The sequence below is a fragment of the Soonwooa buanensis genome (assembly GCF_900167905.1).
GTDB lineage: Bacteria > Bacteroidota > Bacteroidia > Flavobacteriales > Weeksellaceae > Soonwooa > Soonwooa buanensis.
Map to the genome: position 1 here is coordinate 394,953 of NZ_FUYZ01000001.1, position 14,443 is coordinate 409,395.

Annotated in this window: 17 protein-coding genes; 14 read left to right on the forward strand and 3 right to left on the reverse strand. The window is 33.6% G+C overall.

Annotated features, from left to right (window positions below):
- Positions 1-20 precede the first annotated feature (20 nt).
- The 5 genes from B5X62_RS01955 to B5X62_RS01975 all read left to right on the forward strand — a co-directional run bounded on the left by B5X62_RS01955 (position 21) and on the right by B5X62_RS01975 (position 4,317).
- A complete protein-coding gene (locus tag B5X62_RS01955; protein WP_079665698.1) occupies positions 21-971 on the forward strand; it encodes a hypothetical protein in 951 nt (316 codons plus the stop codon).
- Positions 972-1,043: 72 nt separating this feature from the next.
- Entirely contained in the window at positions 1,044-1,427 is a 384-nt protein-coding gene (locus B5X62_RS01960) for a YcbK family protein (RefSeq protein WP_079665699.1), read from the forward strand.
- An 8-nt stretch (positions 1,428-1,435) separates the two neighbouring features.
- The gene (locus tag B5X62_RS01965) at positions 1,436-3,010 is read left to right on the forward strand and encodes a hypothetical protein (protein WP_144038269.1); all 1,575 of its coding nucleotides are present in this window, start codon (positions 1,436-1,438) and stop codon (positions 3,008-3,010) included.
- 15 nt (positions 3,011-3,025) lie between these two features.
- Complete coding sequence (locus B5X62_RS01970; protein WP_079665701.1) at positions 3,026-3,337, forward strand: hypothetical protein; 312 nt, start codon at positions 3,026-3,028, stop codon at positions 3,335-3,337.
- Positions 3,338-3,489: 152 nt separating this feature from the next.
- Positions 3,490-4,317, forward strand: a complete 828-nt coding sequence (locus tag B5X62_RS01975) for a DNA adenine methylase (protein ID WP_079665702.1) — start codon at positions 3,490-3,492, stop codon at positions 4,315-4,317.
- A gap of 123 nt (positions 4,318-4,440) precedes the next feature.
- On the opposite strand, the gene B5X62_RS15510 is transcribed toward B5X62_RS01975, so the two are convergent.
- Complete coding sequence (locus tag B5X62_RS15510; RefSeq protein ID WP_079665703.1) at positions 4,441-4,683, reverse strand: hypothetical protein; 243 nt, start codon at positions 4,681-4,683, stop codon at positions 4,441-4,443.
- Between the two features lie 19 nt (positions 4,684-4,702).
- On the opposite strand from B5X62_RS15510, the gene B5X62_RS01985 reads away from it, so the two are divergent.
- The 9 genes from B5X62_RS01985 to B5X62_RS02025 all read left to right on the forward strand — a co-directional run bounded on the left by B5X62_RS01985 (position 4,703) and on the right by B5X62_RS02025 (position 12,191).
- Complete coding sequence (locus B5X62_RS01985; RefSeq protein WP_079665704.1) at positions 4,703-5,266, forward strand: hypothetical protein; 564 nt, start codon at positions 4,703-4,705, stop codon at positions 5,264-5,266.
- Between the two features lie 253 nt (positions 5,267-5,519).
- Positions 5,520-7,064 (forward strand): DUF4435 domain-containing protein, encoded by a 1,545-nt coding sequence (locus B5X62_RS01990; protein WP_079665705.1) that lies wholly within the window; start codon positions 5,520-5,522, stop codon positions 7,062-7,064.
- Positions 7,065-7,407: 343 nt separating this feature from the next.
- The gene (locus B5X62_RS01995) at positions 7,408-8,178 is read left to right on the forward strand and encodes an aminoglycoside 6-adenylyltransferase (RefSeq protein WP_079665706.1); all 771 of its coding nucleotides are present in this window, start codon (positions 7,408-7,410) and stop codon (positions 8,176-8,178) included.
- A gap of 218 nt (positions 8,179-8,396) precedes the next feature.
- Complete coding sequence (locus B5X62_RS02000; RefSeq protein WP_245797113.1) at positions 8,397-9,233, forward strand: AraC family transcriptional regulator; 837 nt, start codon at positions 8,397-8,399, stop codon at positions 9,231-9,233.
- An 80-nt stretch (positions 9,234-9,313) separates the two neighbouring features.
- The gene (locus B5X62_RS02005) at positions 9,314-9,922 is read left to right on the forward strand and encodes a DUF417 family protein (RefSeq protein WP_079665707.1); all 609 of its coding nucleotides are present in this window, start codon (positions 9,314-9,316) and stop codon (positions 9,920-9,922) included.
- 351 nt (positions 9,923-10,273) lie between these two features.
- Positions 10,274-11,077: a hypothetical protein gene (locus tag B5X62_RS02010; RefSeq protein WP_079665708.1), complete on the forward strand. Its 804-nt coding sequence runs from the start codon at positions 10,274-10,276 to the stop codon at positions 11,075-11,077.
- 68 nt (positions 11,078-11,145) lie between these two features.
- On the forward strand, positions 11,146-11,598 hold the full coding sequence (locus tag B5X62_RS02015) for a DUF5675 family protein (protein ID WP_079665709.1): 453 nt from the start codon (positions 11,146-11,148) through the stop codon (positions 11,596-11,598).
- 67 nt (positions 11,599-11,665) lie between these two features.
- Complete coding sequence (locus B5X62_RS02020; protein WP_079665945.1) at positions 11,666-11,929, forward strand: hypothetical protein; 264 nt, start codon at positions 11,666-11,668, stop codon at positions 11,927-11,929.
- Positions 11,919-12,191, forward strand: a complete 273-nt coding sequence (locus tag B5X62_RS02025) for a hypothetical protein (RefSeq protein WP_079665710.1) — start codon at positions 11,919-11,921, stop codon at positions 12,189-12,191. Before B5X62_RS02020 ends, B5X62_RS02025 begins: the two co-directional genes overlap by 11 nt.
- Before the next feature lie 186 nt (positions 12,192-12,377).
- Here B5X62_RS02025 and B5X62_RS02030 read toward each other — a convergent pair whose 3' ends face one another.
- Both B5X62_RS02030 and B5X62_RS02035 read right to left on the reverse strand, forming a co-directional pair.
- On the reverse strand, positions 12,378-12,800 hold the full coding sequence (locus B5X62_RS02030; RefSeq protein ID WP_079665711.1) for a DUF6943 family protein: 423 nt from the start codon (positions 12,798-12,800) through the stop codon (positions 12,378-12,380).
- A 1,129-nt stretch (positions 12,801-13,929) separates the two neighbouring features.
- Positions 13,930-14,442, reverse strand: coding sequence for a PIN domain-containing protein (locus B5X62_RS02035; protein ID WP_079665712.1), 513 nt, complete (start codon positions 14,440-14,442; stop codon positions 13,930-13,932).
- Between the last annotated feature and the right edge of the window lies 1 nt (position 14,443).

The window sequence follows — 14,443 nt, forward strand, 5'->3', positions numbered from 1 at the left end:
CATAAAAACTCATTCATAAAATGGCTTTAGAAATTGAAGTATGGCATGATACCATACAAGAAAAACTATTAAAAGACAATGCGTTTTTAACGCAAGTCTCAGATGTATCCGAGGATTATATCATCAATGGTACGATTGTTCACATTCCACAAGCTGGAGAACCATCTGCTGTAGTAAAAAATAGAAGCGTTTTCCCTGCTCCAATTGCAAGAAGAACAGATTCGGAAATTTTATATAAAATTGATGAATATACTACCAACCCTATTTGGATTCATGATGCCGAGAAAAAGGAGCTTTCTTATGACAAACGTATGAGCGTTTTGAGTCAAGATGTTAGCAATCTTTCTCAAAATGTTGCTGAAGGAATGTTAACCAATTTTGTTGTTTCTCCTGTTGGGACTAACAACACACTTCCAGCGGCTAAAATTCTGGAGACTACTGGAGCTGATGTTGTGACAGCCTTAGCAGGGACGGGCTCAACTGGTAATAGAAAGGCTTATTCTCTTAAAGATTTGCAAGTGCTTAAAACAGCACACATCAAAGAAAATTCGTGGGAAGAAGGCAATATGAACGTATTACTTACTGCCGATGCGTCTACTCAAATGTTTCCTGTAGAATCTGCTATTACCGCTACTTATATGGCTTCCGTATCTGAAGCTGAAAGAAGATTGGGTGTTATGTTCAAAGCACAGGGCTTTAATATTTTCGTGAGATCAAGTGCTTATACAGTAGCTGGTGATAACACCATTAAAGCATTTGGAGCTGTGAATGTAGCTACCGATTCTGAAGCAATTATCAGCTGGAACAAAAACATGCTTGAAAAAGCTATTGGTAGAACACAAGCCTTCGAAGATTTAGGTAATCCAGTGTATTACGGCGATATCTATTCATTCTTAGCGAGAATGGGAGGACGTGCAAAACGTAAAGGTTTCGAGGGTGTGTTCCTTTTGAAACAAGCGGCATCTGCTTAATTTTTTCATATCAATTATACCAAATTGAATCTCCTTCGAGGAGGAGATTCAATTCTTTAAAAACTAATAACCGTGAAACTCACTAAAAATTTTAACTCAGAAGAATTTGCTTGCAAGGACGGTAATGAGGTTCCAGAAAAGCTAATCCCAAACGTCCAAAAATTGGCTAATAACCTACAAGCTTTAAGGGATAACGTTGGGAAGCCTATAGTTGTTAATAGCGGCTACAGAACTGCAAAACATAATAAAAGTGTTGGTGGTGCTTCATCTTCTCAACATTTAACCGCCTCAGCTGGAGACATCAGAATCGCAGGTATGACATCAAAACAAGTGTATGACGCAATTCTGAACTTAATCAAAGAAGGCAAGATGCATAATGGCGGTGTTGGTCTTTACAACACGTTTGTTCATTATGACATTCGTCAATCTCCATCCCGTTGGGATTTAAGAACATAATCAAAAGTATGCCGCAACAACTACCGCAACCTTTCGAACAAGAAGATATAAGAAAAGACCCCAAATCGACAGCTATTGCAGATGGGATGACTACTTCTGCGGAAAAATTGGATGTTGATTTAAAATTCAGTCAATATAAAGATGCACTAACATTATTAACTTCAAAATTTCAAAATGCAATCACAGCGATTGAAAATAAAAAAATTGAAAATATCCAAGTTGGCGCTCGTAATTTACTTTTAAATACAGATTTTAAAGAAAACATAAATCATTGGAATGCCTTAGGTTTAGGTGAGCTTTTGAATTGGAATAGTTCAGAAAAAGCAATCGAAATTGATAATGGCGCAAATAATAATGGCGGAACTTTTCAAACGTTAAATCAATTAGAAAAAGGCGAATATACGATCAGTTTTGACGTGAAACCTTTGTTTCAGTCGGGTGCTAATTACGCGATTTCATCCATAATTGGAGGGGATTCAAAAACTGTAAATATCCATACCAATAACGTATGGAAAAGATATTCTTTGACAATAAGTACACAAGCAAGTAATAATTATGTGATTATTCAGCTTCTCAATGCACGACAAAGGCTTCTGCTTAAAAATATCAAGCTCGAAAAAGGTAACAAGGCAACCGATTGGACGCCTGCGCCAGAAGATGTGCAAGCGCAAATTGACACAAATACGGCAAATACTGCAACAGCATTAGCGCAAGCGCAAAACGCTATAAATACAGCCAATAACGTAGCTAATTTAACAAGTTTTCTTCAAACATCAGTACAAGGTAATGTAGTTGGCACAGGAACGCTTTTAGTGGGTGATGTTTTAGGAGCAAATGCAATGATATGTGGTGTTACAGATCGACCAAATGGCGAAAGCATTCGTTTTGCCGCTGGTAAGCCTTATTCTCAAAAATACCTATCTCCTTTCCAAGTGTTAGACAATGGCATGATAAGATTCGTCAATCCTCTTACAGGACAAAAAACTTTTGAATTAGGGTTTAACCAAAACACAAGTAAGGTAACGTTCGACATATATAATGATAATGGAATTAAAGTAGCGAGTATAGGCTCACAAGGTATTATGTTTACAGGCTACGTGCCTGAATCTTACACCAAGAGAAAATTCAGAAAATTAAACACGACATCTTTTATAGAGTCGAATATTTTGGCAGAGTTAGTTGCAAGCATTATGCAAAAATATCATACTGGTAATTATCCTCCGACAGGTCCAGCTACTGATACTACACAATTTTTATATGATATTGGATTAAATGTAGATACGGTAGTGTATGAATATTACGAAGGGCGAAATTTCGAAAGCGCAGATAATTCACAGTATGCAGGGTTTTACACATCAGCGAATAAATTTGGTAATCATATAGACGATGGTATATACTTAAAACAATCTATCGTAGGAGGATTTACACAGATGTCAACTAATAGTTATAATGTTAATTATTTTTGTGAAGCTTATCTATTTCAAAATGGTAGAGTTATTTCTACTATTGAAATTTTTAAAACAATTAACATTTCTAATATACCAAGTCGAAGTACACCTTTCCCATCAGAAGATTATGAATAATTAAAATTAGAAATAATGAATTTAGAAATCACCAGCACTTCAATTACAGTGCAAGCAAGAGAAATCGTAAATGATAATACAGTCAATTACGCATGGAATTTTATAGAAGGACAATTGCCACAAGCAATTAATTTTAACGTCCAAAGAGGCGTTTCTGGAGGAGATAATCCTTTCACAGGTAACAATGTAATCTCAGGAGCATATTATCCTGATACTGGCAAGTATGACGTTAATAATAACTATTTCACAGAAGGTGATTTTACTTTGTATCAAAGTATTTTAACGACTTGTAAAGGTATTGTAACTGATGTACAGAATAGAGGATAAAAACATCCTCCGCTTTTAAAAAGAATCTCACCCCTTTAAAAAATGAACCCGCAGGCTACGGAGGACTTATGTCTTCTGGAGCTTGCGGGTTTTTCATTTTGTGGGGTGAGAGAGGCAAAGATAATAATAAACAATTTTAAAAACTAATATTTATGAAACAGTACACACAGGCGCCTCTACCATTTCAGGGGCAAAAAAGAAATTTTTTAAAACATTTCAAAACAGCATTAAACGAGTTTTCGCCAACGGCAACTTATGTTGATCTTTTCGGAGGTTCTGGGTTACTCAGTCACACGGTCAAAAACTATTATCCCGATGCAAAAGTCGTTTATAATGATTTCGACAATTATTCGGAGCGTATTGCTAATGTCGGTAAAACAAACGCCTTATTAGCTGATTTACGCCCAATTTGCGCCAAAAATCCCAATCGAAAAGAAAGATTAAACGATGATCTTCACGCTGAAATTATCGCCCGAATATCCAAAGAAAAAGGCTTTATCGATTGGGTAACAATTTCATCCAATTTACTTTTCTCAATGAACTATGCAACCAATTTTGAAGCATTTAAAAAGGAAAAATTTTATAATAAAATAAGACTTTCAGATTATAATGCTGATGGATATTTGGATGGTGTAGATAGAATAACAAAGGACTATAGAAACTTATTTGAGGAATATAAGAATCATCCAAATGTGGTTTTTTTAGTTGACCCACCCTACTTGTCTACTGATTGCTCTACATATAGCCGTCCCGATTATTGGAAGCTATCGGACTATCTTAATGTTTTGAAAACTATTGAGGATCAGTCGTATTTCTATTTTACATCAAATAAATCACAAATCATAGAACTCTGCGACTGGATGGAGAATCACTCCTATGCTCGCAATCCATTCGCAGATGCAACGATTAAGACTGTTGGCAATCAATTGACTTATAATGCTAGATATGAAGATATAATGATTTATCGGAATAATGATTAAACGTTGTTTAAACTAAATTTAAAAGCGTCCTATTTGGACGCTTTATTTTTTATAATTTTCAGAAAAATTGTACGTTTTGCTTTAAATTATTGTACTTTTTGATTTGGCGTTTATACACATCGGCTATGTTACTGCTAAATTGAACTTTTCGTCCAATTTATCCGCCACTTCGCCAATGCGTTTTCCGTTATCGGCAACTGCAAAAAAAAGTTCCCAATAAGAAACATCTATGAAATATAAAATTAAGCAAACATCCCCTTTTTTATACATTGTCACATTTATGTTAACATTTTTGATTGGCTTAATAATTTTAATTTCAATCACAAAACATGAAATAATTCCTAAAGGACAACCATTAATTTTCATGCTATGTTTTGCTCCTATAATGATTTTGGCATTCTACTTACCTAAATTTACCTCCACTGTAGAAATTGAAATTGAAATTGATGAGAATGGAATTAGTAGAAAATGGATAAAGCAATTTATTTTTCAAAACAAAATTGATAATAAAATAAAATGGAACGAAATTGAAAATTATGTTTTTCAACCAGATAGGCAATTTGATAAATTCAAACTAAATTTGAAATCGAATAGAAAGTTTGTGTTTTATCACAATAATGATCATGATACCAAGGATGATTTTATTGCTTTTGTTTCAGATTTTGCAGTGAAAGTAAACGAAATAAATTCTGAAGAAAACAAAAGTAAAGAAGAAAAAATAAAACTTGGTAAAACAATTTATGAAACTACAGGTGGATTAATTCTCGCAATTCTTGGAGTAATATTAATTGTTGGGTTACCAATTTTATTTATTTTATCACCCCACAAAGGTAGCGTTAAAACTAGCAATTATGCAATGTTGGGAGCATCATATTTGGGTACAATTTACTATTTAGTTCAGGTTTATACTCATCGTAAAAAGAGAAAAGAATATGAAGAAAATTTATGAACACGATGACAAGGATCGTCGATAAAGTAAAATGCAGCTGCCGATAACATTGTATTGGCAAAATGCGGGGTGAAATGTATAATAGAAAATTTTGAAATATTTATACGCCGCTGCTTTTCATATTGTTTTTTTTCATAATTTAGACAATCTGAAAAAGCATCAGCTTCGTTTGGTCGTTCTTGAACTTTCAGTTCTTCGAAAGCCCGCACTTCGCCAATACTTTTTCCGTTAGCTGTAATTATATAACAATTCTATGTCTAATAATACAATTAGTTTAAAAAAAATTAACGATTTCAACGATTACAAAATTGATATTTCTAATAATTTAGTTATTGTTGGTGCAAATGGAAGTGGAAAGTCAAAATTAGGATATCAATTAAGTCATTCAATTCCAAATTGTAAAAGAATTTCTGCAAATAGAATAATGTCTATTCATTATACTGTTCCAACAGGTAATTATGAAGAATCATTACAAAAACACATAGAAGAATGGAAATACAAACCAATTGATGAACCATTTTCCGACTTTATAACTTTACTTTCTACACTTTTTATGCAATCAACTATACGTGATAGAGATTATGTCGATTTATGTAAAAATAATGTAGGTCAAGTACAGCCACAAATACCCTTATCGGCAATTGACAAATTAAGTAATATATGGAAGGAACTTTTTCCGCACAGACAAATAAAATTTATTGATAATACTATAAAATGCTTTGATGAAAATTTAAATGAATTTTCTGCAAATTTTCTTAGCGATGGTGAAAAGGTTGGATTATATTTAATTTCACAATGTTTAATAGTTCCAAAAGATTTTCATATCATAATAGATGAACCTGAGCTACATTTACACAAAGCTTTGATGAGTAAATTATGGAATTTAATTGAAAGGGAAAGACCAGATTGTAAATTTATATATATAACTCATGATTTAGATTTTGCAGCATCTAGAATTTACGCAGAAAAAATTTGGATAAAAGAATTCAAAAATCATGAATGGGATTGGGATTTAATATCTAAAAATGAAAGTTTTTCTGAGGACATTATTTTTCAAATTTTAGGTAGTAGAATGCCAATTATATTTTGTGAAGGAAACAAATCAAGTTGGGATTATTCCATTTATCAATCTGTATATAAAAACTTTACTGTAATTCCTATTGGTGGCTGTGATAAAGTAATAGAATCTACAAAAGCAATAAATAATAATATACATCTTCATCATAGGAAAGCTTTTGGCATCATTGATAAAGATTATAGATCAATGGAAGAAATTAATGCATTAGAAAAAGATGATATTTATTGCATAAAAGTAGCTGAAGTTGAAAATTTATTTTTAGTTCCAGAAGTAACGGAAGAAGTTGCAAATCATCTGCACTTAGATTCGGCGAAGTTAAATTCTGAAATTTCAAATTATGTTATTTCAGAATTGTCAAATAACTTAGAAAAAGAAATATCTCATTCAACAAATTTAGAAATAAACTATAATTTGAATGCGTTTAATATCAAACAAATAGGAAAAGAAAACATCTTAAAAGAGTTGGAAATTCATACGAAATCCATAGATGTAACTTCAATCTATGATAAATATGTAAAAATATATAATGATATTATACATTCAAAAGATGTAAAAGTAGCACTTTACAATTATACAAATAAGGGTCTTCTACCAAATGTGAGTAACCTTTTCAATTTTAAAAAAAATGCTTTTGCAAATTTAGTTATAAAGCTAAATAATTCCCAAACATCTTCTATAAATGAACTAATGAAAAAATACTTACCCACTTTAGAAATATAACTACAGCTAACATTGTATTGGCAAAATGCGGGGTTAAATGTATAATAGAAAGATTTGTAATATTTATCCGCCGTTGCTTTTCATATTGTTTTTTTTCTTAATTTAGAAAATCTGAAAAAGCATCGGCTCCGTTTGGTCTGAACTTGAACATTCGTTCAAATTAAGCCCGCACTTCGCCAATACTTTTTCCGTTGGCGGTAATTTTACCAAACAGAATGTTAAACATAAAAAAATATAATCCGATGAAGCTATAAGTAACTGTCCAAAATAAATAAACTCAAACTTTTCATTGCTTTTAAAAGGTAATGGAGTTTTCTATTATTAATTTTTAAAAATTAGAAAAATGACACAGTTACAAATGATTGACAAAACAAAATTATTAGCTCAACAAGACGAAAATATTTCCGCCGTTTTTATGTATGGTTCATTTACAAAAAACGAAGGAGACAAATATTCTGATATCGAATTTTACATCTTCTTGAAAAATAAAGAAAATTTCTCGGCAGAAAAATGGGTAAATCAAATTCATCCTGTGGCTTTATATTTTACAAACGAATATGGAAGCGAAGTTGCTATTTTCGAGAATATGGTCAGAGGCGAATTCCATTTTTTAACAACGGAAGAAATTGAAATTATTAAATCGTGGGAAGGTATGGTTGCTTTTAGCGACTTTGACCAAATGAATTTAGTGGATAAAGACGGACTTTTAGCAGAAACGCTCAATCAGATTAAAATAAAATCACCTGAACGAACTACAAATCAAAATGCTTTGTGGCTAAGTGAATCGCTTTTGAATGTTTTGCTAACAACAAGTAACTTGATTAAACGTGGCGAATTTGCTCACGCTCATCAAAGTTTGTCTAATGTTCAGAAATATTTACTTTGGCTCATAAGAATAACAACCGACAAAACGCAACATTGGGAAAGTCCGACCAAAAGTCTTGAAAAAGATATTGACTCAACTTGGTATTCAGCCTATGAGACAGTAACATCTGACTTGCAACCTGAAAACATACGCTCATCTTTTGACAATTCTTTGAAATTAACCGAAAAGCTATTTGAACAACTGAATATTGAACCAAAATTGAAAGAAATCCTGAGCAGAATAAGATAAAAACTACCGCCAACAAGGTATTGCCAAAAGCGGGGCTAAAGTACTAAATTCAAAGTTTGTACTTCTATCCCCGCCAAAAACGAATTTTATTCGTTTTTTATTTATAAATTTATCTCATAAAAATTCGTTTTGGCTCGCTTCGGCGCAAAATCGAACTTTTCAGCTTCGATTTCCCCGCCTTCGGCAATACCCAAAACGTTAGCTGTAATTTTTAAAGAATGTCGCTATTGAACCAAATTTCCATTCAAAATATTAGTAGTAATAACTTTTTAAAGACAATAAACTGTCCTTTTTACCAAATTTTAATATTCAATGGTTCTGCAAAGTTTGAAATAAATTTTATCCAATATGAATGTTCTGATAGTACTATATTATTTTTAACACCATATCAGCAATTTAAATGGTTAGACACTAATGAATCAGCATTACATTTGATTCAATTTCATGGTGATTATTATTGTATTGAATATCACAAAAATATGATTTCATGTAACGGGATTTTATTCAATAATATCTACGAAAAACCATTTTTCAATATCAATGAATCATATTATGATGAAATTGTAAATACAATTGAAAAAATGGAAAACGAAATAAAAAATGAGATAGTCAATCCATTTACCGATTCGATTGTTAAATCCTATTTACAATTAATCCTATCCATTTCTAGTAAAGAAAAATCTAAATATCTAACTGATTTAAAGCCAAATGAATTACCAAATAAAGACTTGGTTTACTTTCAAGACTTGATAGAAAATTATTACAAAACAGAAAGGAGTATGACTTTTTATGCTGCTAAATTTTCACTATCAACAGATGCTTTTAGTAAAAAAGTGAAAAAACAGTTTTCAAAGTCACCCTCACAGCTGATTAATGAACGTATAATTTTAGAGGCTAAAAAATTACTTCATCTCACTTATAAATCAATTAAAGAAATTTCACAAGAACTAAATTTTGAAGATGAATTTTATTTCAGTCGATATTTCAAAAAAAATGTTGGTGTTTCACCTAGCTTATATAGAAAAAATGTAGGTATTTCTATAGTGGCAAAATAGTCTAGGTTTTTGACTTATTTGTCTATTCTTATTCAAAATGGAATGTTTTAATTTTGCTAACATTATAAATAATATACAAAATGAAAAGTTTAGCATTATTTTTAGCATCACAGCAATCCAATTTTATTAATTTAATTCGGATTTCGATTTTTGTTGTTATGGTTTGGATTGGTGGTTTAAAAGTGTATCAATATGAAGCTGATGGAATCGTTCCATTTGTTACAAATAGTCCTTTTATGAGTTTTTTCTACAATAATTCAAGTAAAACTGCATTAAATGAAAAAGGTGAAAATGTTGCCGAATATACCTTGTATAAAAATCCTGAAGGAAAAACAGTCCAGAAAAATATAGATTGGCATAAAGAAAACGGAACTTATTTATTTTCATATGGTTTGGGTACTGTTATTTGTATTATTGGCTTATTCGTTCTTTTAGGAATTTGGTTTCCTAAACTTGGAATGATTGGCGGTTTGTTAACTTTTGGAATGTCACTTGTAACATTATCGTTTCTTATAACAACACCAGAAGTTTATGTTCCCAATTTAGGAGGCGATTTTCCAACGCCACAGTTTGGTTTTCCTTACCTTTCAGGAGCAGGACGGCTAGTTTTAAAAGATATAATTATGTTAGCCGGAGGTTTAATTATTGCATCAGATAGTGCAAGAAAGTTAATAAAAAACAACAGCTAACATTGTATTATTAAAAGCCTTATTATAACACATTGATTTTAAGCACGATTACTTACTTCAAAATCAACCAAGTACAACATAAGTACAACTTTTGAACAGGTAATTCAACACATAGAAAAGCAAGGATTTTGATATAAAAAATCCTTGCTTTTTTGTTTTGTTACGACTGTCATTTTTCCCCCTGTTCTACTCTTCCGATTGCTGTTCTGACCTTTACTTTTTATGGTTTTCGGTGCGTTAGCACTTTATCGCACTGTATTACAACACGTTGTGTATTGCATGTAAAATGAGATAGATAGAACTTTGTAAATGCTGCAGCACAGTATTTATTAACTCTTAAAATTTCAAAAAATGGCAAGACAAAAAGGACTTATGAAGTATATAGGCACCATCGGCGATGTGCGACACTTCAAAATAAAAGGTCAGGAAGGATTTTTCGCCGGAATGGTTGGCGGACCAACCGCAGAACAGGTAAACACCGCACCGGAATTTGAACGTACCCGTGAAAATATGAACGAGTTCGGTGGATGTGCAAGAGCGGGTAAATCGGTTCGTACCGCTTTATCCGCTTTGATGTCTAAAATGGCAGATAGTCAGGTTACAGGTCGTTTGACTTCCGTAATGAAGAAAATCAACTTGGAAGACGGAACGGAAGCTAGAGGCTACCGAAAAGTGGAAATTTCCACACAAAGAAATTATTTGTTAGGCTTTGAGTTTGACAAAAAACTCTCACTTAGCGGTGTTTTCAATGCTCCTTATGACGTAACACATACCCCAGGTAGGGAAAGTGCAGATTTTACGATTGCTGCTTTTAATCCAACCGATTTAATTACGGCACCTTCTGGATCTACGCATTTCCGATTGATTAACGCTTTGGCGGTGGTTGCGGATTTTGTGTACAATGCGACAACAGGAACTTACGAACCTGACGATATGGTAAACAACGAATTAAGCATTGTAGAATATTCACCTTACATTCCTTTGAATGTGGCTTATGCCGGCTCTACTCTAACGGCTGAACTTCCTGGAACACCAACTTTAGGAACGAATGTTACCGTTATTCAGTGTATCGGAATTGAGTTTTTCCAAGAGGTCAATAGTAATTATTATGCGTTCAACTCAGGTAACTGTTTGCGAATTGAAGATGCTTTTTAAGCTAACAAAATCAAAAGCCTTCTTCAAAAAAGAGGGCTTTTTTATTTCATCTTTAAAATTTAAAATCAATGAAAACAAAAATTATAAGAGTTGCAGAGGGCAAACAAAGTACACTCAGCCAATTATATATCAATGATATTTTCCAATGCTATTTGTTGGAGGATAAAATCAGAACGGTAAAAATCCAAAATCAAACCGCTATTCCTGCAGGTATTTATAGTTTAAGGCTCAACACCTGGGGCGGTAAAAATGCCGAATATCGGCAGAAGTTCCCCAAAATCCATAAAGGAATGATTGAAATAAACGGATTACCCAATTTCAGTTTTGTGTACATCCACATTGGCAACACTTACAGACAAACTGCAGGTTGTCCGCTTTGCGGTTTCGGATTTGATGTAGCGGATGGAGATTATCAGATTGTACATAGCAAAGAAGCTTATGAAATGATTTATCCAAAGCTTTTGGCTATTGCTGAAAGCAATGATAAAAGCATCAGCATCGAAAACAATTTCCAATTTTAAAAAGCCTCATACGACTTTCAGCCACCTTCCCCAAATGGGGAAGAAAATAGGAACAAAAATTTTATTTATGGAAAATACATTCACTTTAAACGTTGTTTTTGGTTCTGTGATGAGTATGCTGTTGACCATTGTTGCTTATTTTATAAAGCAACTTCATTCCGATTTCAAGAAGATGGAAAAGGATTTAACCGAGGTCAAAACAATGGCTTTACTCATCAAAACAGAGTTCAAGAACAGTTATGCTCTACTCAATCAAAAAGTTGATTATCTGGAGCATCGTGTCAATATTATCGAACAAAACAATTTAAAACATTCAAACAATGAAAAATAACAGTTTAAATTTAATCGAAAGAGTTTCGGCTCCTACTCCGAAATGGTTTAAAATCATTCGGACCATTGGTATTACATTGACCGCTGTTGGAGGTGCCATCTTAGCCGCTCCGGTGGCTATTCCCGCCACTATTGTAACCGTAGCCGGTTACGTGATGTTGGGTGGAACGATTGCAACAGCCATCGCACAAACTGCGATGCAGACCGATGACGATAAAGAAAAGGAAGTTAAAGAAACTAACTCCGTTTCTGAAAACCCATAATTTGTAATTGGTTTAACCTCATCAGTATTACTACATCCTGTCCATTGGGCAGGATTTTTAATTTTTACACCTCATTGCATCAAATTTATAGAACGGTGCATTTATATGGGCTTTATATGGCTGAAAAAGTGCCAATATCGGTTAATTAGTGGAATTGGTTTCGGCAAAAGAAGGTAGCTGAAACGGCTACCTTTTCAAATGCCTTGCAATATAGATGCGTTTGAGTTCTGAAATCAAAAGTAGTTGTTCGTACATTGCTCTCTCCTTTTGTTCTAAAGCTTTAAAATGCTGAACATCTTTCTTAAATTCTTTTTCTTTGGTTTTCAAATGTTCGATTTGTTCAAAAACAAAGCTTTTAAAATCTCTGATGCGGATAAACGGAATGACCGAACCGACTAAAAATGATTGAAAGGCTTTTGCTTTCCACAAACCAAACAATAAACTGCGATAATGGTCTAATTCTGCTGTATTACGGCAGGAAATAACGAAACAATTCGGGCAAGGCGTGTCTAAAGGTTTTCCGCTGTTCAAACCTTTGGAAAGGGCATAAAATTCAAAATCAGATTTTTGATTTTTCGAACTGTAGGTGTAAATTTTTGGTAAGTGCATAATCCCGGTTTTAAAATTTTGCTCCGCCGAGATATTTTTAAAAGAAGAAAGAAAAAAAGGGAAAAAAAAGAAAAAAGAAAGCCGTTTGAAAGGCGGCGTGGCTAAAAAAGCAAAAGGAAACGGAATAAGTCCCGAAGGGTGAAAAAGGAAAAATTATTTTAATTTCTAATTAATTTTTCTTTTTTCATTATGCCGTAGTCTTTTGTCTTTTTTTCGAGCGTGGGCATCAGCAAGCCGCCTACCTTTGCTGTCTTTTTTTTATTTATTGACCGGGTACGGATAACCTATTCTTCTTTTATTAATAAGAAATCGTTCAACTATTCATCACTTCAATTTCAATAAAAAATCAAGTCAGAATAGTTCAATGGGAAACGAAAATTTGCTTTTGAGTGTGGGTAATGGGGCAAACAATCCGCAGGGATAAAAAGGCATACCAAAATAAGAAGCGGAGGCGAAAAGCAAGGGTATGCGGAACGCAATACGCTTGCTGTGCGGTGCTGAGGCGGGTGCAAATCAAGCGAAGTGCAATGTAATGGAACAACGCTGTTTGCACCTGCCACAAGCACATTGGCAGACCACTCCTGATGCCTTTTTTATCCCTGCTCCGCTGAAATGGGTGGTGGGGAGCGTGGCAAGAAGCGTGGGCAGGGCGTTGGAAAGAAAAAATACGGCTTCCGCTTCCCGAAAAATATCAGTGTTGGCATTGAGCGTTGGGATATTTTTTCGGGGAGCGGACTATGGCATTGGCTATTTTACATAATGTTATTATAGGACATTTTTGCGTTGGCATAGCCGTCTATAAGCGTGGAGAAAATGTACTATAATGCCACATTATGTAACTTAGCTTCCGCCGATTTGCATACTGGCATAAACGGAACGGTGGTGGTGGTTGGAGTGAAGTGTCTTTTTGCTTTGTTTTTTCGGTGTTGGTACAGCTCTTTGCAACCGCAGGAACGAGGATTGCAATGTGCTGTTGAGTGTTGGCAAAAAACAACGCAAAAAGTATGACAGTTGCAAACGGCGGCAATGCCATAGAAGACAGACGAAGTATTGGCTTTGTGCGACTGCCGTCTGGCTAAAGCCGTATTTTTTCTGTGCGTGGGCTGAGCGTGGGCAAGAATAGTTTATCTTACTTCCAAAGCTTTAATCTCTTTTCAATCTCTGCGACTAAGGGCTTATTATTCTGAAAAATAAAATTAGTTGCTACAAGTTCTTCAAGTTTTATAGCAGCTTGCTTCTTTGTAAGAACATTTGCTTCTACAAGCTTATCAAATATCCAAATCATACCGTGATATTCAATGTCCTTATTTTTAGCACAATTCCTAACGGTCTTATCACTACTCAACACACAGGCGTTTAGCTTATTGGCAACGTGTAAAACGGATTTATCGGTTTCCGATAAAGATTTCGGATAGGGTTCTGATTGGATTTGAAGAAAATCTTCTTCTTTGAGATTATGAACAATAAGCCTATCAACGGATTGATAGGCTTTTAAAATTTGTTGCTGTTCAGAATATAATTCAAAATAAACTGAAGTTGTAGTATGTATGTCTATTTCAAGTTGAAAAAATGCATTAACAAGACCTAAATCATAAAGGTCTATAAAAATACAAGCATCTGTTACAGCTATTCTTAGTTTCATT

Coding starts and splice junctions, on each gene's coding strand:
- B5X62_RS02020 (WP_079665945.1), top strand. CDS start 11,666: ATGGAAAATACATTCACTTTAAACGTTGTTTTTGGTTCTGTGATGAGT.
- B5X62_RS02015 (WP_079665709.1), top strand. CDS start 11,146: ATGAAAACAAAAATTATAAGAGTTGCAGAGGGCAAACAAAGTACACTC.
- B5X62_RS02000 (WP_245797113.1), top strand. CDS start 8,397: ATGTCGCTATTGAACCAAATTTCCATTCAAAATATTAGTAGTAATAAC.
- B5X62_RS01985 (WP_079665704.1), top strand. CDS start 4,703: ATGATTTTGGCATTCTACTTACCTAAATTTACCTCCACTGTAGAAATT.
- B5X62_RS15510 (WP_079665703.1), bottom strand. CDS start 4,683: ATGAAAATTAATGGTTGTCCTTTAGGAATTATTTCATGTTTTGTGATT.
- B5X62_RS01965 (WP_144038269.1), top strand. CDS start 1,436: ATGCCGCAACAACTACCGCAACCTTTCGAACAAGAAGATATAAGAAAA.
- B5X62_RS01955 (WP_079665698.1), top strand. CDS start 21: ATGGCTTTAGAAATTGAAGTATGGCATGATACCATACAAGAAAAACTA.
- B5X62_RS02030 (WP_079665711.1), bottom strand. CDS start 12,800: ATGCACTTACCAAAAATTTACACCTACAGTTCGAAAAATCAAAAATCT.
- B5X62_RS01995 (WP_079665706.1), top strand. CDS start 7,408: ATGACACAGTTACAAATGATTGACAAAACAAAATTATTAGCTCAACAA.
- B5X62_RS01975 (WP_079665702.1), top strand. CDS start 3,490: ATGAAACAGTACACACAGGCGCCTCTACCATTTCAGGGGCAAAAAAGA.
- B5X62_RS01990 (WP_079665705.1), top strand. CDS start 5,520: ATGTCTAATAATACAATTAGTTTAAAAAAAATTAACGATTTCAACGAT.
- B5X62_RS02035 (WP_079665712.1), bottom strand. CDS start 14,442: ATGAAACTAAGAATAGCTGTAACAGATGCTTGTATTTTTATAGACCTT.
- B5X62_RS02025 (WP_079665710.1), top strand. CDS start 11,919: ATGAAAAATAACAGTTTAAATTTAATCGAAAGAGTTTCGGCTCCTACT.
- B5X62_RS02005 (WP_079665707.1), top strand. CDS start 9,314: ATGAAAAGTTTAGCATTATTTTTAGCATCACAGCAATCCAATTTTATT.
- B5X62_RS02010 (WP_079665708.1), top strand. CDS start 10,274: ATGGCAAGACAAAAAGGACTTATGAAGTATATAGGCACCATCGGCGAT.
- B5X62_RS01970 (WP_079665701.1), top strand. CDS start 3,026: ATGAATTTAGAAATCACCAGCACTTCAATTACAGTGCAAGCAAGAGAA.